Source organism: Agromyces solani (genome assembly GCF_058349925.1).
The window spans coordinates 664,141-682,902 of record NZ_JBYRER010000001.1 but is presented as its reverse complement, the minus strand read 5'-3'; the positions used below and the strand labels follow the sequence as shown (position 1 = coordinate 682,902).

20 protein-coding genes are annotated in these 18,762 nt (G+C 72.4%); 2 read left to right on the top strand and 18 right to left on the bottom strand.

What is annotated here, in order from left to right:
- Window positions 1-57: 57 nt before the first annotated feature.
- The 3 genes from AC3RJ7_RS03225 to groES all read right to left on the bottom strand — a co-directional run bounded on the left by AC3RJ7_RS03225 (window position 58) and on the right by groES (window position 3,030).
- The gene (locus AC3RJ7_RS03225) at window positions 58-1,356 is read right to left on the bottom strand and encodes an ABC transporter substrate-binding protein (protein ID WP_491454387.1); all 1,299 of its coding nucleotides are present in this window, start codon (window positions 1,354-1,356) and stop codon (window positions 58-60) included.
- Window positions 1,357-1,646: 290 nt separating this feature from the next.
- Complete coding sequence (rarD, locus tag AC3RJ7_RS03220) at window positions 1,647-2,585, bottom strand: EamA family transporter RarD (RefSeq protein ID WP_491454386.1); 939 nt, start codon at window positions 2,583-2,585, stop codon at window positions 1,647-1,649.
- 148 nt (window positions 2,586-2,733) lie between these two features.
- Window positions 2,734-3,030, bottom strand: coding sequence for a co-chaperone GroES (gene groES, locus AC3RJ7_RS03215; RefSeq protein WP_022889766.1), 297 nt, complete (start codon window positions 3,028-3,030; stop codon window positions 2,734-2,736).
- A gap of 204 nt (window positions 3,031-3,234) precedes the next feature.
- On the opposite strand from groES, the gene AC3RJ7_RS03210 reads away from it, so the two are divergent.
- Window positions 3,235-4,434, top strand: a complete 1,200-nt coding sequence (locus tag AC3RJ7_RS03210; protein WP_491454385.1) for a class I SAM-dependent methyltransferase — start codon at window positions 3,235-3,237, stop codon at window positions 4,432-4,434.
- A 36-nt stretch (window positions 4,435-4,470) separates the two neighbouring features.
- Here the strand turns inward: AC3RJ7_RS03210 and AC3RJ7_RS03205 are convergent, their stop codons facing one another.
- From AC3RJ7_RS03205 to glmS, 10 genes are all read right to left on the bottom strand, one after another.
- Window positions 4,471-5,139 carry a DUF4190 domain-containing protein gene (locus AC3RJ7_RS03205; protein ID WP_491454384.1) on the bottom strand — a complete coding sequence of 223 codons (669 nt, stop codon included), beginning with the start codon at window positions 5,137-5,139 and terminating at the stop codon, window positions 4,471-4,473.
- Window positions 5,140-5,147: 8 nt separating this feature from the next.
- A complete protein-coding gene (locus tag AC3RJ7_RS03200) occupies window positions 5,148-5,900 on the bottom strand; it encodes a DUF4190 domain-containing protein (protein WP_491454383.1) in 753 nt (250 codons plus the stop codon).
- A gap of 34 nt (window positions 5,901-5,934) precedes the next feature.
- Window positions 5,935-6,306 (bottom strand): DUF4190 domain-containing protein, encoded by a 372-nt coding sequence (locus AC3RJ7_RS03195; RefSeq protein ID WP_491454382.1) that lies wholly within the window; start codon window positions 6,304-6,306, stop codon window positions 5,935-5,937.
- A 135-nt stretch (window positions 6,307-6,441) separates the two neighbouring features.
- Complete coding sequence (gene tsaD, locus AC3RJ7_RS03190; RefSeq protein ID WP_491454381.1) at window positions 6,442-7,497, bottom strand: tRNA (adenosine(37)-N6)-threonylcarbamoyltransferase complex transferase subunit TsaD; 1,056 nt, start codon at window positions 7,495-7,497, stop codon at window positions 6,442-6,444.
- A complete protein-coding gene (locus AC3RJ7_RS03185; protein WP_491454380.1) occupies window positions 7,494-8,096 on the bottom strand; it encodes a GNAT family N-acetyltransferase in 603 nt (200 codons plus the stop codon). The genes tsaD and AC3RJ7_RS03185 overlap by 4 nt, the downstream gene beginning before the upstream one ends.
- Window positions 8,093-8,728 carry a tRNA (adenosine(37)-N6)-threonylcarbamoyltransferase complex dimerization subunit type 1 TsaB gene (gene tsaB / locus AC3RJ7_RS03180; protein WP_491454379.1) on the bottom strand — a complete coding sequence of 212 codons (636 nt, stop codon included), beginning with the start codon at window positions 8,726-8,728 and terminating at the stop codon, window positions 8,093-8,095. Before tsaB ends, AC3RJ7_RS03185 begins: the two co-directional genes overlap by 4 nt.
- 10 nt (window positions 8,729-8,738) lie before the next feature.
- Window positions 8,739-9,194: a tRNA (adenosine(37)-N6)-threonylcarbamoyltransferase complex ATPase subunit type 1 TsaE gene (gene tsaE, locus AC3RJ7_RS03175; protein WP_491455219.1), complete on the bottom strand. Its 456-nt coding sequence runs from the start codon at window positions 9,192-9,194 to the stop codon at window positions 8,739-8,741.
- A gap of 32 nt (window positions 9,195-9,226) precedes the next feature.
- Window positions 9,227-10,399, bottom strand: coding sequence for an alanine racemase (gene alr, locus AC3RJ7_RS03170; RefSeq protein WP_491454378.1), 1,173 nt, complete (start codon window positions 10,397-10,399; stop codon window positions 9,227-9,229).
- Window positions 10,396-10,758 (bottom strand): holo-ACP synthase, encoded by a 363-nt coding sequence (locus tag AC3RJ7_RS03165; RefSeq protein WP_491454377.1) that lies wholly within the window; start codon window positions 10,756-10,758, stop codon window positions 10,396-10,398. The genes alr and AC3RJ7_RS03165 overlap by 4 nt, the downstream gene beginning before the upstream one ends.
- A gap of 19 nt (window positions 10,759-10,777) precedes the next feature.
- Window positions 10,778-12,628, bottom strand: a complete 1,851-nt coding sequence (gene glmS, locus AC3RJ7_RS03160) for a glutamine--fructose-6-phosphate transaminase (isomerizing) (RefSeq protein WP_491454376.1) — start codon at window positions 12,626-12,628, stop codon at window positions 10,778-10,780.
- An 89-nt stretch (window positions 12,629-12,717) separates the two neighbouring features.
- On the opposite strand from glmS, the gene coaA reads away from it, so the two are divergent.
- Window positions 12,718-13,674, top strand: coding sequence for a type I pantothenate kinase (gene coaA, locus AC3RJ7_RS03155; RefSeq protein ID WP_491454375.1), 957 nt, complete (start codon window positions 12,718-12,720; stop codon window positions 13,672-13,674).
- Window positions 13,675-13,869: 195 nt separating this feature from the next.
- Here the strand turns inward: coaA and glmM are convergent, their stop codons facing one another.
- The 5 genes from glmM to AC3RJ7_RS03130 all read right to left on the bottom strand — a co-directional run bounded on the left by glmM (window position 13,870) and on the right by AC3RJ7_RS03130 (window position 18,746).
- The gene (glmM, locus tag AC3RJ7_RS03150; RefSeq protein ID WP_491454374.1) at window positions 13,870-15,231 is read right to left on the bottom strand and encodes a phosphoglucosamine mutase; all 1,362 of its coding nucleotides are present in this window, start codon (window positions 15,229-15,231) and stop codon (window positions 13,870-13,872) included.
- Between the two features lie 23 nt (window positions 15,232-15,254).
- Entirely contained in the window at window positions 15,255-15,740 is a 486-nt protein-coding gene (rpsI, locus tag AC3RJ7_RS03145) for a 30S ribosomal protein S9 (RefSeq protein WP_491454373.1), read from the bottom strand.
- Window positions 15,741-15,784: 44 nt separating this feature from the next.
- A complete protein-coding gene (rplM, locus tag AC3RJ7_RS03140; protein WP_056734989.1) occupies window positions 15,785-16,231 on the bottom strand; it encodes a 50S ribosomal protein L13 in 447 nt (148 codons plus the stop codon).
- 171 nt (window positions 16,232-16,402) lie between these two features.
- Window positions 16,403-17,437 carry a tRNA pseudouridine(38-40) synthase TruA gene (gene truA / locus AC3RJ7_RS03135; protein WP_491454372.1) on the bottom strand — a complete coding sequence of 345 codons (1,035 nt, stop codon included), beginning with the start codon at window positions 17,435-17,437 and terminating at the stop codon, window positions 16,403-16,405.
- 10 nt (window positions 17,438-17,447) lie between these two features.
- Window positions 17,448-18,746 carry an acyltransferase family protein gene (locus tag AC3RJ7_RS03130; protein WP_491454371.1) on the bottom strand — a complete coding sequence of 433 codons (1,299 nt, stop codon included), beginning with the start codon at window positions 18,744-18,746 and terminating at the stop codon, window positions 17,448-17,450.
- Window positions 18,747-18,762: the final 16 nt, after the last annotated feature.

Genomic DNA, 18,762 nt, shown 5'->3' with positions numbered 1-18,762 from the left:
CGCGAAACGGCCCCGGCGCTCTCGCGCCGGGGCCGCCCCGTGAGTCGTGCCGGGCGCTTAGTTGACGCGCTCCGAGACGTTCTCGTCGTTGTACTCGTAGATGCCGATCGTGGCGCCCGTCGGGTCGCCGTTCTCGTCGAAGGTGATCGGGCCCGACAGACCGTCGTAGTCGATCTGCTGACCCTCGGTGAGCAGCGCCGCGGCCGACTCGAAGTCGGTGACCTTCTCGCCGTCGCCGGTGGCACCGGAGACCTGCGTGAGGTAGTCGGCGATCGACTGGCCGCTCGTGTCGTTGGCCGCGTAGGCCGCGAGGGCGAACAGCACGATGTTGTCGTACGACTCCGCCGCGTAGGTGAAGTCGGTCAGGGTCGGGTCGACCTCGAGCAGGCGCTCGGTGAAGTCGCCGAGCGAGGCGAGGTCGAGACCGGGCGTGGTCGCCTTCGAGCCGGCGATGAGACCGGGCGCGAAGTCGGCGCTGTAGTCGAGACGGTTGCCGTCGGTGAGGTAGATCTTGTCACCGGGGAAGCCGCCGCCGACCAGGTCGGGGATGATGACCTTCGCCTCGTTGAACGAGATGATCACGATCGCGTCGGGGTTCTGCGCCGTGACGTCGCCGATCTGGGTCGAGAAGTTCGTGTCGCCCGTGTTGAACGACGACTCGGCCACGACCTCGCCACCGGCTGCCTCGAACGCGTTCTTCGTCGCCTCGGCGAAGCCCGTGCCGTAGGCGTCGTTCTGGTAGATGATGCCGAGCGTCGAGTTGCCGTCTTCGGCGGCCAGGTTGCCGAGCACCTCGCCCTGCAGCAGGTCGGAGGGGGCGGTGCGCCAGTAGAGCCCGTTGTCGTCGATCGTCGACAGGTCGAGACCCGTGTTCGACGGCGACATGAGCACGACGCCGGCGCTCGTGACCTGCTCGTAGATGTTGCGGGTCGTCGCCGAGGCCGCAGCGCCCGAGATGGCCGAGACGCCCTGCGAGAGCAGGTCGGTGACCGAGCCGGTGGCGACGTCCACCGTGCTGTCGCCCTCGTCGCGGAGGGTCAGCTCGAGCTGGATGCCGAGGTCGGCGGCGTTGATGTCGTTGACCGCGAGCTGTGCTGCCGCGATCTGGGGCGGGCCGAGCACGGCGAGGGTGCCGCTCTGGGGCGCGAGCTGGCCGACCTTCAGGGTCAGGTCGCGCTCGCCGGCCTCGATCTCCAGCGCGTCGCCGGCGTCGGCGGGCGCCTCGCTCTCGGTGGACGACGGGGTTCCGCCTGAGGTGCACGCGGTGAGCAGGAGGGTGCTGACGCCGACGATGGCGAGACCCGTCCAGGCAGCGCGCGCGGAACGCTTGGCCGAAGCCTTCGCGAAGACGCTCATGTTGCTCCTTGGGACTGAAGGAATTCGTTACACAATCCAGCGTCGGGACGACGCCGTTTGGATTGACAGTATTGCGGGGCTCCGACGGAAACAAGTCACCCCGGTCACAACCCGGTAACACCGGCCGGATCGTTACCGGGTCGACACCTCGACGGGGTTTCACGCACGGAATCCGCGTCATACGCCGTCATCCGCTGCGGATTCCGCCACCGCGGCGCCTGCCCGCCGCGCCGTCCGACGAGGCTCCGATCAGAGCCCGCTCCGGCCCGGGACGCCGGCCCCCGACCGACTCAGACGGGCTCGGCGACGATCCGCCTCGCGGCGCGACCGCGCCGCACGAGGTCGACCGTGAGGACCGCGAGCGCGACCCAGACGAGCGCGAACCCGATCCATCGTTCGGGCGGCATCGGTTCGCCCAGCACGGCGACGCCGACGATGAACTGGATGAACGGCGCGAAGTACTGGATGAAGCCCATGTAGATGAGCGGCAGCCGTCGCGACGCCGCGGCGAAGAGCAGCAGCGGCACGGCCGTGACGACGCCGGCGAGCGAGAGCAGCACCGCGTGCCAGGCGCCGTACGCGCCCATCGTGAGCCCCTCGGCCGCCGCGATCCACCACAGCTGCGCGGCGGCGACGGGTGCGAGCCAGAGCGTCTCGAGCGTGAGGCCCGACACGGCGTCGACCCTCGGGCCGACCCGCTTCTTGATGAGCCCGTAGAACCCGAACGAGAAGGCGAGCAGCAGTGCGATCCACGGGAACCGCCCGTAGCCGAGGGCGAGCACGACCACCGCGACCATCGAGATGCCGACGGCGACCCACTGGGTGGGGTTGAGCCGCTCGCGCAGCACGAGCACGCCGAGCAGGATCGTCACGATCGGGTTGATGAAGTAGCCGAGGGATGCCTCGACGACCTGCCCGTTGACGGCCGCGTAGACGTACGTCTCCCAGTTGACGAAGATCAGCGCGCCGGCCGCGGCCATCGTGAAGAGCACGCGCCGGTTGCGCAGGAGCCCGATGAACTTCGCCCAGCCGCGGGTGACGGTGATGAGCAGCGCGCAGAAGACGAGCGAGAGCAGGATCCGCCAGGCCACGATCTCGACCGACCCCGTCGGCTCGAGCGCGATGAAGTAGATGGGCAGGATGCCCCAGAGCAGGTACGCGGAGACCGCGTAGCCGAGACCCGGTCGGCTGATCGCGCCGTGTTCGGCGTGGGCTGAGCGGGAATTCACCGATACAGCCTACGCCCGACGGGCGACGCGGCCGAATCGATTCGAGGCCGGATGCCCCGTGCCCGCGTGGGACGGCCGCATCGCCGCCGATACGGCGAACGGCCCGGATGCCGAAGCATCCGGGCCGTTCGAGAAGGTCTCGGGTCGCTCAGCGAACGACGACCGCGAGCACGTCGCGGGCCGAGAGGACGAGGAAGTCCTCGCCGCCGAACTTGACCTCGGTGCCACCGTACTTCGAGTAGATGACCTTGTCGCCGACCGCGACGTCGAGCGGAACGCGGTTGCCGTTGTCGTCGATGCGACCGGGGCCGACGGCGACGACCTCGCCCTCCTGCGGCTTCTCCTTCGCGGTGTCGGGGATGACGAGACCCGACGCCGTGGTCTGCTCGGCCTCGACCTGCTTGATGACGATGCGATCCTCGAGCGGCTTGATGGAAACCGACACGGTTGACCCCTTTTCTAGACGAATGCCGTCTTTGACGAAAGACTTGTTAGCAGCCTCGGAACGAGAGTGCTAAAGCGAGTCTAGGCGCGTTCTGGCACTCGTGCAACGTGAGTGCCAACGCCGTTCACGCGAGGCGAACGCGCGGCGAACCCGAGCGGCCGGCGCGCACGTCGTCGGCCGGGCCCGCGGTGCTAGCGTTGCCGGGTGGAACGCTCCGACCTCGTCGAACTGCTCTCCCCCGAGGGACTCCGGCTGCTCGATGCGCTGCCCGAATGGGACTCCAAGGCCGACATCGTGAAGACGGTCGCCGAACTGCGCCGCCAGGGCCACGAGGCCGGCCTCGTCGCGACCGTGCTGAGCCAGTCGAAACTGCGTGCGAAGGCCGCGTCGAAGTTCGGCCCGTTCGCCGCTCGCATGCTCTTCACCGAGGCCGGCCTCGAGCAGGCGACCCGGCTGCAGGTCGCAGCCCTGCACGCCGGCCGGTTCTCGCGCGCTGGGGTCCGGCACGTCGCCGACCTCGGCTGCGGCATCGGCGGCGACGCGCTCGCGATGGCGGCGATCGACCTCGAGGTCACCGCCGCCGACGCCGACGAGGTCACCGCCGCGATCGCGGCCTACAACCTCACGCCGTTCCCGCACGCGCGCGTCGTGCACTCGCGCGCCGAGGACGTCGCGCTCGGCGGAATCGACGGCGCCTGGCTCGATCCGGCGCGCCGCACGACGTCGGGCGGCACGACGACGCGCATCGCGGATGCCTCGGCCTATTCGCCGAGCCTCGACTTCGCGTTCGGGCTCGCCGAGCGGATGCCCGTCGGCGTGAAGCTCGGCCCCGGCACCGACCGGGACGTGATCCCGGCGGGTGCCGAGGCGCAGTGGGTCTCGGTCGACGGCGACGTCGTCGAGCTGGCCGTCTGGTCGGGTGCGCTCGCCCGACCGGCGATCGGTCGCGCCGCGCTCGTCATCCGCGGCGACGCCGCGCACGAGCTCACCGCGGCGAACGACAGCGAGGACGCCCCCGACGGACCGCTCGGCGACTACCTCTACGAGCCCGACGGCGCGGTCATCCGGGCACGGCTGATCGGCGACCTCGCTCGCGCCAACGGCGCGTGGATGCTGAGCCCGGGCATCGCCTATCTCACGGGCGACACGGCGTTCGACTCGCCGTTCGCCCGCGGATTCCGGGTGATCGAACGGCTTCCCGCCGATGAGCGGGGCCTGCGCCAGGCCCTGCAGGCGCGCGGCGTCGGCACGATCGAGATCAAGAAGCGCGGGGTCGACGTCGACCCGGCCGCGCTGCGGACCAGGCTCAAGCTGCGCGGCGCCGAACGGGCGACGATCGTGCTCACGCGGGAGCAGGGCCGCCACGTGGCGCTGCTCGTCGAGCGCCTCGAACCGGCCGGTTGAGGAGCGCCCGGCGCAGGGGCACGCGTCTCGAGACGCTCAGGCCGGAAGGGCGCCGAACACGATCGCGTAGTAGCCGATCCAGACCGCCGAGAACACGAGGCCGGCGAGCCCCGTGCCGATGCCCGTGAAGGCGAGCGCCCGCCCGTGCTCCTCGCGACGCAGGCCGAGCACGCCGAAGACGATGGCGGCGATCGACAGCGGCAGCATCCAGCCGACGAAGAGCGAGGCGACCGCGCCGATCACCCCGGTGACGGCGGCGACCCAGCTGTACGCCCGGCGCTGCTCCTCCTCCTCCTCGATCGCCTCGGCGGCCTCGTAGCCGGCCCGATGCACGATGAGCAGCTGACCCGTCGAGATGCGTCGCAGCTGATCGGTGTCCACCGGGACGTCGAACTCCCTGACATCGCCCTCGCGGACGACGGGGTCGGCGCGGAATGTGGGCTCCGCCGGACGGTAGGGGGCCAGCGGGTCGGCGGGCGTCGGCCGATCCGCCGGCGCGGGCTCGGCGGGCGCGGACTCGGCCGCAGCCGCCCGGTCGGCGCCCGGAGGCTCGACGTCGATCGCCGGTTCGCCCCCAACCCCGGGCCCGGCCGCAGCCGCCGGCCCAGCCGCCGGTTCTACCGGCGCTTCAGCCGCCGGTTCGACCGGCGCCGGGAAGCGGTCGGGGGCCTCGCCGTTCGGCGAAGCCCCCTCGCGTTCGGTCATCTCGTCGCTCAGTAGTCGTAGTCGAACGACGGGTCGTTGTAGTCGACCGCCGAGAAGACGACTCCCCACATCACGAACGACAGCAGTGCGATCGCGATGCCGGCGAAACCGAGGATGATGCCCGTGAGCCACATGCCCTTGGCCTCGGGCTCCTTGCCCTTGCCGATGAAGCCGAGCACCACGGCCGCGGCCGGGATGAACAGCTGCAGCACGCCGCCGACGAACGGCAGGAACACGACGGCGAAGCCGACGAGTCCGACGATGCCGGCGATCAGCGAGATGAGGCTGAACACCGGCGTCTTCTTCGCCGGGGCTGCGCCGTAGGCGGGCGCTGCGTACGCGGGTGCGCCGTACGTCGGGCCACCGGGCCCGCCGGGGGCGCCGTAGCCGGGCTGCGGCTGCGCACCCGGTGCGCCGTACGCGTTCGGAGCGGGCGGCGGCGGAGGCGTCGCCGCGCCGTACGCCGGCGGAGCCGCCGGCGCGGGTGCGCCGTACGCGGGCGGTGCCGGCGGCTCGGGCGCCTCGGGCGGCTCGGGCGCCGACGGGGGCTCGGGCGCCGACGGCGGCTCGGGTGCGCTCGGCACCTCGGGCCCCGATGCGGCGGCGTCGACCGGCACGACCGGCTCGGGCTCGCCGGGAATACCGGGCTCCGCCGGAGCGGGCGCGTCGGGCTCGGGCACGTTCGGCACCTCGGGCTCGACCGGTGCGCCGGGGACCTCGGGGGTCTCGGGCGTCTCGTCGGGATTCTTCGGGTCGGTCATTTCTTCCCCCATTCGGTGAGCGGGCGGGAACGGCTCAGTAGCTGCTGTAGCCCTGCGAGGCGGCGACGCCGGCCAGGACGACCGCGAAGATCACCCAGAGGATGCCGACGACGAGGCCGATGTAGCCGATGATGAGGCCGGCGATCGCGAGGCCGCGGCCCTGCTCGCCGGTCTTCTTGATCTGGCTCAGCGCGATGTGGCCCGTGATGATGGCGACGAGCGAGATGAAGAACGCCGAGACGAGCGACACGATCGCCAGCACGTTGGTCTTCGAGCTCGCCGGAGCCGAGTAGGCCGGTGCAGCGTAGGCCGGCGCGGCCGGCGCCGAGTAGGCGGGAGCCGCCGGCGGGGCGGGCTGAGCGCCGGGCTGCTGTGCGGGCTGCTCGGGAAGGTTCGGGTCGGTCACTGTGGTTCCCCTCGATGCTGTGATGGTGGTCGCACCGCCGGTGCGGCAGGTGCTCCGGGCGCGATCGATGTCCGCAGCCCGGTGGTTTCGCCCCCACACTATCGCGCGAGCCCCGTCGCGCACAGGATTCTTGCGTCAGTCGACCTGGATGTCGGTCACCGGCAGCGTCGAGTCGGCGCCGAACCCGAGGCTCGAGGGCGCGTGGCCCGCCATCACGAGCTGCGCGCCGAGCGCGGCGATCATCGCGCCGTTGTCGGTGCAGAGCGACAGCGGCGGGATGCGCAGCGCGATGCCCGAGGCATCCGCCCGTTCGCGTGCGACCTCGCGCAGCCTGGCGTTCGCGATGACGCCGCCGCCGAGCAGCAGCCGCGGCACGCCGAGCTCGTTGCACGCGTCGATCGCCTTCGAGACGAGCACGTCGACGACCGCCTCGCGGAAGCTCGCCGCCACGTCGGCCATGGGCACGGGTTCGCCGGCGGCCTCGCGCTGCTCGACCCACCGCGCGACGGCGGTCTTGAGCCCCGAGAAGCTGAAGTCCCAGCGATGCGCAACCAGGTCCTTCGGGCGGGTCAGCCCGCGCGGGAAGCGGATCGCGTCGGGGTCGCCGCCGGCGGCCGCGCGGTCGATCTCGGGGCCGCCGGGGTACGGCAGGCCGAGCACCCGGGCGACCTTGTCGAAGGCCTCCCCCGCGGCGTCGTCGATCGTCTCGCCGAGCAGTTCGACGTCGGAGACGAGATCGCGCACGAGCAGCAGCGAGGTGTGGCCGCCGGAGACGAGCAGCGCGACGGTCGGCGTCTCGAGCGGGTCGGCGGCGTCGAGGAGGTCGGCGCCGACGTGCCCGACGAGGTGGTTGACGGCGTAGATCGGCAGCCCCTTCGACAGGGCGAGCGCCTTCGCGGCGCCGACGCCCACCATGAGCGCGCCGGCGAGCCCGGGGCCGCTCGTCACGGCGACCGCGTCGAGGTCGTCGAGCCCCACGGATGCCTCGGCGAGCGCCTGCCGGATGGTCGGGCCCAGCGCCTCGAGGTGGGCGCGCGCCGCGACCTCGGGCACGACCCCGCCGTACCGGGCGTGCTCCTCCATCGACGAGGCGATCACGTTCGCGAGCAACGTCGAACCGCGCACGATGCCGACGCCGGTCTCGTCGCACGAGGTCTCGATGCCGAGGATGAGCGGGGCCGTCGTGTTCATCGGGGGCCTCCCGTCGGCCGTCCCCGGGTGCCCTCGTCGGGTCCGGAGGCGGGTCGCGTCACCGCGGCGGGCACGTCGAGCCGCATGAGCACGGCGTCGACGCCGTTGCGGTAGTACCGCGGCCGGACGCCGATCTGGACGAAACCGAGCGAGTCGTAGAGGGCGCGCGCGATCGGGTTGTCGGCGCGCACCTCGAGGAAGATCTGGGCGATGCCGCGCCGGCGCGACTCGGTGATGAGCGCGTGCATGAGTCCGCGGCCGAGCCCCATGCCGCGCGCGGCCGGATCGACGGCGATGGTCTGGATGTCGCCCTGGTCGCCGCCCCGCGGTGCGAGCAGGCCGGCGTAGCCGAGGAGGGGCGGCCACGAGGCATCCACATCGTCGTCGGTGTCGTCGCTCGCGTTTCCCGCGTCGTCGCCCGCCGCGGCCGCGCGCCCCGCGGCATCGTCGTCGATCGCCACGAGGTAGTACCCGTGGGGACTCTCGATCTCGCGGAGCATCGCCTCCTCGGGCCAGGCGTCGTCGGTGAACGTCGCCCGCTCGAGCCGCATGATCGCCTCGAGGTCGGCCGTCCTCGCCCGGCGCATGAACACGCTCACCGCAGCACCCGCTTTCCGGCGGAGGGCGACACGTCGGGCGCGCGCAGGTAGAGCGGCGCGTCGTCCGCGAGCGGCAGCCGCCCCGACGCGAACGCGAGCTCGGCGAGCATGCCGACGGCGGCGGCCGAGACGACCGCGGCCTCGTAGCGGAGCCCGCGGGGCTCTGGCACGGCGTCCCGGGGCGCGAGGCCCGGGCCGGTGAGGCGCACCGGGAGCCCGTCGGCGTCGAGCCCGTCGTACTCGGAGACGGCGAACTCCCGCCGCCTGGCGTCGGTGACGACCTGCAGCGGACCCGTGTCGCCGGCCGTGTACCGGCTCCACGCGATCGCGTCGTGGCTCGGCACGGGCACGAAGGGCCGGTCGATGCCGAGTGCGAAGGCGTGCGCCGCGGCGATGCCGACGCGCAGCCCCGTGAACGGGCCCGGGCCCATGCCGCCGGCGACGCCCGAGAGGCGCGCGGGCTCGACCCCGGCCGCGGCGAGCGCGTCGCGGATGAACCCGCCGATCACCTCGGCGTGGCGCATCGTGTCGTCGGTGCCGACCTCGGCGAGGCGATGGAGTTCGCCGGTGGCGCGGTCGCGATCCACGACCGCGACACTCGTTCCCGTCGACGTGTCGATCGCAAGCAGCATGATCTCCAGCCTAATTCGGGATGCGGGCGAGCAGGGGGCCGCTGAGGGTCACCGTGCGCGGCTCGTCGCCGTCGAGGTCGGATGCCTCGGGCTCGACGTCGCCCGTGGCGCTCGCGCCGGTCGGGCGCTCGATCACGACCTCGAGCCAGCCGTCGCCTGCCTCCTCGACGAGGCCGGCGCCCCACTCGACCACCACGACCGAGTGCGCGAAGTCGAGGTCGAGGTCCTCGACGAGCTCTGCGCTGCCGAGCCGGTAGGCGTCGACGTGCACGAGCGGTGGCCCGTCGCCGAGGCTGGGGTGGGTGCGGGCGAGGACGAACGTCGGGCTCTGCACGGGGCCCCGCACGCCGAGGCCGGCGCCGATGCCCCGGGTGAGGGTCGTCTTGCCGGCGCCGAGCGCGCCCGTGAGCACGACGAGGTCGCCCGCGCGCAGCACGGCGCCGAGTCGGCGGCCGAACGCCTCCATGGCGTCGGCGTCGGCCACCTCGAACGTGCGGCTCACAGGTCCTCCGCCTCGGGCCAGGGCACCGTGCGCGGGCCGCCCGTGTATCGCCTCGGGACCCTCGGGCCGATGCGCGTGACGATCTCGTAGCCGATCGTGCCGGCCGCGGCGCCCCACTCGTCGGCGGTCGGCGCGCCGGTCGCCGGGTCGCCGAAGACGACGACCTCGTCGCCGACCGCGATCTCGGCGTCGCCGGCGTCGACGATGAACTGGTCCATCGCGATCCGCCCCACGACGGGCCGGCGCACGCCGCCGAGCAGCACCTCGGCGCCCTGCCCCGACGCCTGCCGGGGAATCCCGTCGGCGTACCCGAGCGGCACGAGCGCGAGCGTCGTCTCCGCGTCGGCATGCCAGATGTGCCCGTAGGAGGCGCCCGCGCCGGCGGCGACGCGGCGCACCGCGGCGACCTTCGCGCGGAGGGTCATCGCGGGCGTGAGGCCGAGGTCGGCCGAGGTCGTGCCGTCGCCGAAGGGCGTGAGCCCGTAGAGGCCGATGCCGATGCGCACCGCGTCGTACCTGGAACTCGGGTCGCGCAGCGCCTGCTCGCTCGAGGCGATGTGCCGCAGGCGTCCGGTGAGGCCCGCCGCCTCGGCCACGGCGAGGGCGCGCTCGAACGCGGCGAGCTGGTCGGCGTCGACCTCTCGCGACGTGTTGGCGAAGTGGCTGAAGATGCCGACCACGCCGAGGCGCTCGGCGCGCTCGAGCTCGACCGCGCGGGCGACGACGGCGGGCCAGTCGGCCTCTGGCACGCCGTTGCGGCTGAGCCCCGTGTCGATCTTGAGGTGCACGCGCGCAGCCGCGTCGGGCGAGGCCGAGGCGGCCCGCTCGAGCTGGGCGAGGCTCGAGATGCCGATCTCCACGTCGGCGCGCACCGCGGCGGCGAAGTCCGCGTCGGCGTCGTGCAGCCAGGCGACGACGGGCGCGACGATGCCGGCGTCGCGCAGCTCGAGCGCCTCGTCGAGGTCGGCGACGCCGAGGCGCGTCGCGCCGCCGGCGAGCGCCGCGCGGGCGGACTCGACGGCCCCGTGCCCGTAGGCGTCGGCCTTGACCACGGCCACGACCTCGGCGGGGGCGACCCGGGCGGCGATCGTGCGGACGTTCTCCGCGATCACGTCGAGGTCGACGCGGGCCTCGCGGAAGCCCGCGGCCGAGGCATCCTGCCCGCTCATCGGGCCTCGACCGCCTCGAGCACGACGAAGGCGCTCGCGATGCCCGCGTCGTGGCTCATCGACAGGTGGACGCGGTCGATGCCGAGCGCCGCGACGTGCGCGGCGAGGGCGCCGGACAGCTCGAAATCGGGATTGCCCTCGGCGTCCTGGATGATGCGCATGTCGTGCCAGCGGATGACCGCGTGTCCGCCGAGCGCCTTGATGAGCGCCTCCTTCGCGGCGAAGCGTGCCGCGAGCGAGCGCGGCGGGCGAGCGCGTTCGCTCTCGGCGAACAGTCGCTCGACGAGCGCGGGGGTCCGGATGATCGAGCGCTCGAAACGCTCGATGTCCACGACGTCGATGCCGATGCCGGCGATCACTCGGCCCCCGCGCTCTCGGTCACTCGACCGTCACCGACTTGGCGAGGTTTCGCGGCTGGTCGACGTCGAGGCCCTTCGCCTGCGAGAGCTCCATGGCGAAGATCTGCAGGGGCACGACGGCGAGCATCGGCTCGAACAGGGGCGCCGCGAGCGGGATGCGCAGGACCTCGTCGGCGAACGGCAGCACGGCGGCGTCGCCGGCCTCCGCGATCGCGATGACGCGGGCGCCGCGGGCGCGGATCTCCTGGATGTTCGACACGACCTTCGGGTGCAGGCTGCGGTCGTGGCGCGGGCTGGGCACCACGACGAAGACCGGCTGGCCCGGCTCGATGAGCGCAATGGGGCCGTGCTTGAGCTCGCCCGCGGCGAAGCCCTCGGCATGGATGTACGCGAGCTCCTTGAGCTTCAGCGCCCCCTCGAGCGCGATCGGGTAGCCGACGTGGCGACCGAGGAAGAGCACCGATCGGGTGTCCGCCATCCAGTGCGCGAGCTGCTCGACCTTCTCGGCCTCGCCGAGCACCTGCTCGATCTTCGCCGGCACCGCCGTCAGCTCCGCGAGCTGCGTCGCGAGCGCGGCGTCGTCGAGCGTGCCGCGAACGCGCGCGAGGTGCAGGCCGAAGAGGTAGAGCGCCGCGATCTGCGCGACGAACGCCTTCGTCGAGGCGACCGCGACCTCGGGACCTGCGTGCGTGTAGACGACCGCGTCGGACTCGCGCGGGATGGTCGCGCCCTGCGTGTTGCAGATCGAGATCGTCCGCGCGCCCTGCTCGCGGGCGTACTTGACGGCCATGAGCGTGTCCATCGTCTCGCCCGACTGGCTGATCGAGACGACGAGCGTGTCGGCGTCGAGCACGGGCTCGCGGTAGCGGAACTCGTGGCTGAGCTCGACCTCGACGGGCACGCGCGCCCACTGCTCGATCGCGTACTTGGCGACCATTCCGGCGTACGACGCCGTGCCGCACGCGATCACGGTGATGCGACGGATGCCGCGGAGCTCCTCGTCGCCGAACGACTCGAGCTCGGGGATCACGACCGTGCCGTCGACGATGCGTCCGCGCAGCGTGTTGGCGACGGCCTCGGGCTGCTCCGAGACCTCCTTGCGCATGAACGACGACCAACCGCCCTTCTCGGCGGCCGAGGCATCCCAGGCGACCTCGAAGGCGTCGACCTCGACGGGGGCGCCGTCGAAGTCGGTCACGACGACCTCGTCGGCCGTGATCGCCACGATCTGGTCCTGCCCGACGGCGACGGCCTGCTTCGTGTACTCGACGAAGGCGGCCACGTCGGACCCGAGGAAGTTCTCGCCCTCGCCGAGCCCGATCACGAGCGGCGAGTTGCGGCGGGCGCCGACGACGAGGCCCGGCTCGGCGCGGTGCACGGCGAGCAGGGTGAACGCGCCCTCCAGGCGCGAGGCGGTGTTGCGGAAGGCCGTGCGGAGGTCGCCGGCCTCGCGGTATTCGCGACCGAGCAGCACGGCCGCGACCTCGGTGTCGGTCTCGGACTCGAACGCGTAGCCGGCGGCGAGCAGCTCGTCCTTCAGCTCGGAGAAGTTCTCGATGATGCCGTTGTGGATGAGCGCGAGCCGGCCCTCGTCGCCGAGGTGGGGGTGCGCGTTGCGGTCGGTGGGGCCGCCGTGCGTCGCCCAGCGGGTGTGTCCGATGCCCGTGCCGCCCTCGTGCAGCGGGTTGCGCTCGAGCTCGTCGGCGAGGACCTTGAGCTTGCCGGCCCGCTTCGCGGTCTCGATGGCCCCGTCGTCGTCGACGACGGCCACCCCCGCCGAGTCGTAGCCGCGGTATTCGAGACGACGCAGGCCGCCCATGAGGACGTCGAGGCTGTTGCGCTCTCCGACGTATCCGACGATTCCACACATGGGGGCGATTCTACTGGCGCGCGGCTGCGTGAATTCCCGGAGCGGCGGGCCGGGAGTCCCCCGCGCGGGCACGGCACTACACTGGCACGGTGCCGGATCCGCAGAGCTCGTCGTCGCATGCTGCGCAGATCTCGCCGTTCATCGAACTCGACCGGTCGGATTGGGCGGCGCTCGCCCCCTCGATGCCCTCGCCGCTGCGCGAGACCGAGCTCGTGCAGCTGCGCGGGCTCGGCGAGCCGCTCGACCCGACCGAGGTGGCCGAGGTCTACCTGCCGCTCAGCCGACTGCTCAACCTCTACGTCGGCGGCACGAAGTCGCTGCACAAGGTCACGAGCGAGTTCCTGCGCGAGCGGTTCGAGGCGACGCCCTTCGTGATCGGCGTCGCCGGATCCGTCGCGGTCGGCAAGTCGACGATCGCCCGCCTCCTGCGCGAGCTCCTCGCCCGGTGGGAGCACACGCCGCGCGTCGAACTCGTGACGACCGACGGCTTCCTCTTCCCGAACGCCGAGCTCGAACGCCGGGGCCTGATGGCCCGCAAGGGCTTCCCCGAGTCGTACGACCGGCGCGCCCTGCTGCGCTTCGTCAGCGAGGTGAAGGCGGGAGCCGCCGAAGTGCGCGCGCCGTTCTACTCGCACCTGGCCTACGACATCGTGCCCGACGCCCAGGTCACCGTCCGCCGGCCCGACGTGCTCATCGTCGAGGGGCTCAACGTGCTGCAGCCGCCGGGGCCGGGGCACCGCCTCGCCGTGAGCGACCTGTTCGACTTCACGATCTACGTCGACGCGCGCACGAGCGACATCGCGCGCTGGTACGAGGAGCGGTTCCTGAAGCTCCAGCGCGGCGCGTTCGCGAATCCGCGCTCGTACTTCCACCGGTTCGCGTCGCTCACCGAGGACGAGGCCCGCCACCGGTCGCGCGAGATCTGGCACTCCATCAACGAGCCCAACCTGCTGCAGAACATCCGGCCGACGCGTTCGCGCGCGACGCTCGTGCTGCGCAAGAGCGCCGACCACACCGTGTCGAGCGTGCTGCTGCGCAAGCTCTGAGTCTCCTCCGGCCGCCGATTCGGTCACCCCGCCACGCGTTCGCGAGTCGCAGGGGCATCCACCCGTCCTGCCCCGCAACCGGCCCGATCGACCCGTTCTGCTCCTGCGACTCGGCTCGCGCCGCACGGAGAGCGGCCCGCGGAACGCGAATCGCCCGCCTCCGGGCGGAGACGGGCGATTCACGAGCGCGGCGGGCTAGTGCGCGAGCTCGGCCTGGACGATCTCGGCGAGGGCCGCCGCGTGGCGGTCGGCCTCGGCCTGGTCGGAGGCCTCGACCATGACGCGCACCATCGGCTCGGTGCCCGACGGGCGCAGCAGCACGCGGCCGGAGTCGCCGAGCTCGGCCTCGGCCGCGGAGACGGCCTCGGCGATGCGGGCGTTGGCCGCGAGACCGTGGTGGTCGACCCCGCGCACGTTCACGAGCACCTGCGGGTAGACCGTCATGACCGAGGCGAGCTCGGCGAGCGACTTGCCCGTGCGCGCCATCTCGGCCACCAGGTGGAGGCCCGTCAGCACGCCGTCGCCCGTCGTCGCGTACTCGCTCATGATCACGTGGCCCGACTGCTCGCCGCCGAGCGAGAGCCCGTGCGCCGCGAGGGCCTCGAGCACGTACCGGTCGCCGACCTTCGTCTCGACGATGCGGATGCCGTGCTCGGCCATCGCCCGCTTGAGCCCGAGATTCGACATGACCGTGACGACCAGGGTGTCGTCGGTGAGCTTGCCGCGCTCCTTCATCGAGAGGGCGAGGATCGCCATGATGCGGTCGCCGTCGACCACGTTGCCGTCGGCGTCGACGGCGAGGCAGCGGTCGGCGTCGCCGTCGTGCGCGATGCCGACGTCGGCGCCGTGCTCGAGCACGGCCGCCTGCAGTTGGTCGAGGTGCGTCGAGCCGACGCCGTCGTTGATGTTGATGCCGTCGGGGTCGGCGCCGATGACGACGACCTCGGCACCGGCGTCCTTGAAGGTCTCGGGCGAGACGCCCGCCGCTGCGCCGTGGGCGCAGTCGAGCACGACCTTGATGCCGTCGAGCCGGTTCGGCAGCGTGCCGAGCAGGTGCACGACGTACCGGTCCTCGGCGTCCGCGAAGCGGCGGATGCGGCCGACGCCGTCGCCGACCGGCGCCAGCTTCTGCTTGCCGAGGTACGACTCGATGCGGTCTTCGACCTCGTCGGGCAGCTTCGTGCCGCCGAACGAGAAGAACTTGATGCCGTTGTCGGGCGCCGGGTTGTGCGACGCCGAGATCATCACGCCGAAGTCGGCCTTGATCGAGTCGATGAGGAAGGCGGTCGCGGGCGTCGGGATGACTCCGGCGTCGAGCACGTCGACGCCGGAGCTCGCGAGGCCGGCCGCGACCGCGGCGGTGAGGAACTCACCGGACACGCGGGGGTCGCGCGCGACGACGGCGACGGGGCGCTTGCCCGCGGCGCGGTTCTCGTCGGCGTGACGCCCCTGCGTGAGGACGGCCGCAGCCGCCTGGGAGAGGCCCAGGGCCAGGTCAGCCGTGAGTTCACGGTTGGCCAGGCCCCGGACCCCGTCGGTTCCGAAAAGCCGAGGCATGTACGGAGTACCGGAGGCGCGGTTTAGCGCTTCGAGAACTGCGGAGCCTTGCGGGCCTTCTTGAGACCGGCCTTCTTGCGCTCGATGACGCGGGCGTCGCGCGTGAGGAAGCCGGCCTTCTTCAGGGTCGGACGGTTGTTCTCGCGGTCGATCTCGTTGAGCGCACGCGCGATCGCGAGGCGCAGCGCGCCGGCCTGGCCCGAGGGGCCGCCGCCGGTGATGCGGGCGATCACGTCGTACGAGCCCGAGAGCTCGAGCACGGTGAACGGGTCGGTGATGAGCTGCTGGTGGAGCTTGTTCGGGAAGTAGTCCGCGAACTCGCGGCCGTTCACCGTGATGGTGCCGGCGCCCGGGACGACGCGCACGCGGGCGATGGCCTGCTTGCGGCGGCCGACGGCCGCACCCGAGACGTTGAGGACGGGGCGGGGGGTGGCCGGAGCCGCCGCCGGGGCGCTCTCGGTCGTGTAGCTCTCAGGAGCCTGGTCGATCTGGTCTGCGATCTTCGCCATGGTGGTTGTGAATCCTTAGTTCGAGAAGGTCGAGTGCGCCGGGCTTACTGGGCGACCTGGGTGAGGGTGTACGGCTTCGGCTGCTGGGCCGCGTGCGGGTGCTCCGGGCCGGCGTAGACCTTCAGCTTCTTGAGCTGCTGGCGGCCGAGCGAGTTCTTCGGGAGCATGCCGCGGATCGCCTTCTCGACGGCGCGGACGGGGTTCTTCTCGAGGAGCTCGGCGTAGCCGACGGCCTTGAGGCCGCCCGGGTAGCCCGAGTGGCGGTACGCCTTCTTCTGCTCGAGCTTCTGGCCGGTGAGGGCCACCTTGTCGGCGTTCACGATGATGACGAAGTCGCCGGTGTCGACGTGGTTCGCGAAGATCGGCTTGTGCTTGCCGCGCAGCAGGGCTGCGGAGTGGCTCGCGAGGCGACCGAGGACGATGTCGGTCGCGTCGATGACGACCCAGTCGCGCTGGATCTCGTTCGACTTCGGGGTGTAGGTGCGCGTCACGGAAGTGCTGCTTTCTGATCGAGTGAGGGGTTCGTGAATCCCACTCCGTGGGGTGTTCGGGCGCGATGCGCGCGAACGCCTCGGTGGAGGGCTCAACATCGGGCGCCGACGCAGAGTACGGCACCAAAGGGAGAGCCTACCAGCTTCGGCCCCCGATTCAGAATCGGCCGCTCACTCGACGAGGTCGGGGATGCCGCTCACGTGCAGTTCCCGACGGGCCCGGGTCTGCACGGCCCTGGCCTCGAGCTCCTGGTCGTCGGGGTAGCCGACCTCGGTGAGCACGAGGCCCTTCGCGGGCATGACCTTGAAGGCGCTCGTCCGCTCCGCCGCGGCCAGCAGTCGCTCGGGATCGTCGTCGGCGAGCTTGCCCTCCCCCACCGCGACGCACGCGCCGACGAGCGCGCGCACCATCGAGTGGCAGAACGCATCGGCCTGCAGCGTCGCGACGAGCACGCCGCCCTCGCCCCGGCGCCAGCCGTAGGCCTGCAGCGTGCGGATGGTCGTCGCCTCCTCGCGCGGCTTGCAGAAGGCGGCGAAGTCGTGGAGGCCGAGCAGGCGCTTCGCCGCGCGGTCCATCGCCTCGACGTCGAGCGCGCGGGGGTACCAGACGGTACGGCGGCGTGCGAGCGGGTCGTGCAGCGCCACCGCGTCGGCGACGCGGTACTCGTATCGGCGCCAGACCGCCGAGAACCGTGCGTCGAATCCGGCGGGCGCCGTCTCTGCGTGCGTGATCACCACGTCGGCGTCGGCGGTGCCGAGGATCCCGGTGAGGCGGCGGCGCAGCACCGCCGCCGGGTCGTCGGCGGGGCCGCTCGAGACGTCGCCGCGCCGGGGCCTCGTGACGGCGGCGAGCGCCGCGGCGGGCACGTCGAGGTGCGCCGCCTGGCCGAGCGCGTGCACCCCCGCGTCGGTGCGGCCCGCCACCGTCAGCCGGGGCGCGATCCGCTCGCGGCGGAAGAGCGTCGCGAGCGCGGCCTCGAGCGTGCCCTGCACCGTCCGCAACCGGGGTTGCGCGGCCCAGCCCTTGAAGTCGGTGCCGTCGTACGCGATGCCGAGCCGGATGCGGACGAGCTCGTCGGCTCCCCCGGCCGAGCCGTTCGAGGATGCCGCGGCGACGGCGCCGATGGAGGCCGCTGCCGTCTCGGGCGACGACCCGTTCGCTGCGGCGGGCGTCGTGCCCGCGGCATCCGCCTCGCTCGTGACCATACCGCCCAGCCTAGGCGCGCGCCGTCGCCGCGACCGCGTCGACCTCGCCGGCGCGCGGGCGCGGCGCCCTCGGCCCGGGCCCGCCGACGATGAGGGCGATCACCGCGAGCGTCACGAGCGACCAGCCCAGCACCCCGTTCGCCAACGGCACGTAGCCCATCGTGAGGAAGACGCCGACTCCGGCGACCGCGCAGATCGTCCACGTCACGACCGCCGCGAGCGGCGTACGCCGCTCAACCGGCGCGGGCCAGTGCGCCTCGAGCTTCGGCACGACCAGGCAGCAGGCCGCGATGACGACGGCGATCGCGAGGATCCACAGCGGCCGCGTCGCCCACCACGCAGGCGAGAGCACGGGCGGGAACGGCGCGCCGACCGCGAGGTGGCCCGCCGTCACGACCGCCATCGCGAACGTGTGCCAGAGGTAGATGACCATGCCGTACACCCCGAAGACGAACACGACGCCGAGCACCGCCCGGCGGGCGACGAATCGCCGGATCGCCGGTTGCAGCAGCGCGAACAGGCACGCCTGGCCGAGCGCGAGCGCCATGATCGCGAGGCTCGGCGGGTTCAGGTTGTCGAGCAGGTCGTGCGAGTAGCCGAAGACCGCGACGAGCATCGCGATGAATCCGTACGCGAGCACCGCGAGAGCGACGAGCACGAGGCCCTGGCGCCGGGCGAACCAGCCGTCGCGCAGCCCGAAGCCGAGCTGCTGGGCGAACAGCCAGACGAAGAGCCAGTTGAGGGCGCCGAGCGGCAGACCGAGGCCCCGGGCCAGCACGTCGACGAGCACGGCGCCGGCGGCGAGGCCGAAGTACGTCGGCCAGGGCGCGTGCCGGTGCAGCCACGACATCGCGGGCACGAGGGCGGTGCAGATGAGGTACACCGGGATGAACCAGAGCGGTTCGGCGAGCCGCACCGCGAAGCTCTGCACGAAACCGACGTCGACGCCCGCGAGCAGCATGCCGCCGAGCACGAGTCCCACCGCCGCCGTGACCGACACCACCGGTTGGGCGAGCCGCACGGCGCGCACCCGCAGGTAGTGCGCGCCGGTCTCGCCGTGGCCGCGAAGCCGGCGCCACTGCGTGATCGACGCGAAGCCGCCGCAGATGAAGAACACCGGCATGATCATGAGCGGCCACGTGGCCCACGCGAGCGGCTCGAAGCCGTCGAGCGCGTTGAACGCGCGCAGCGGGTCGCCGCCGATGCCCATCTGCAGCGCGTGCAGCAGCACGACGACCGGAAGGCAGAGCGCGCGGGCGAAGTCGATCGAGAGATCGCGATCCTCGGGGATCCGGACCGGTGCGCGCACAGCGCTCCTTTCGAGC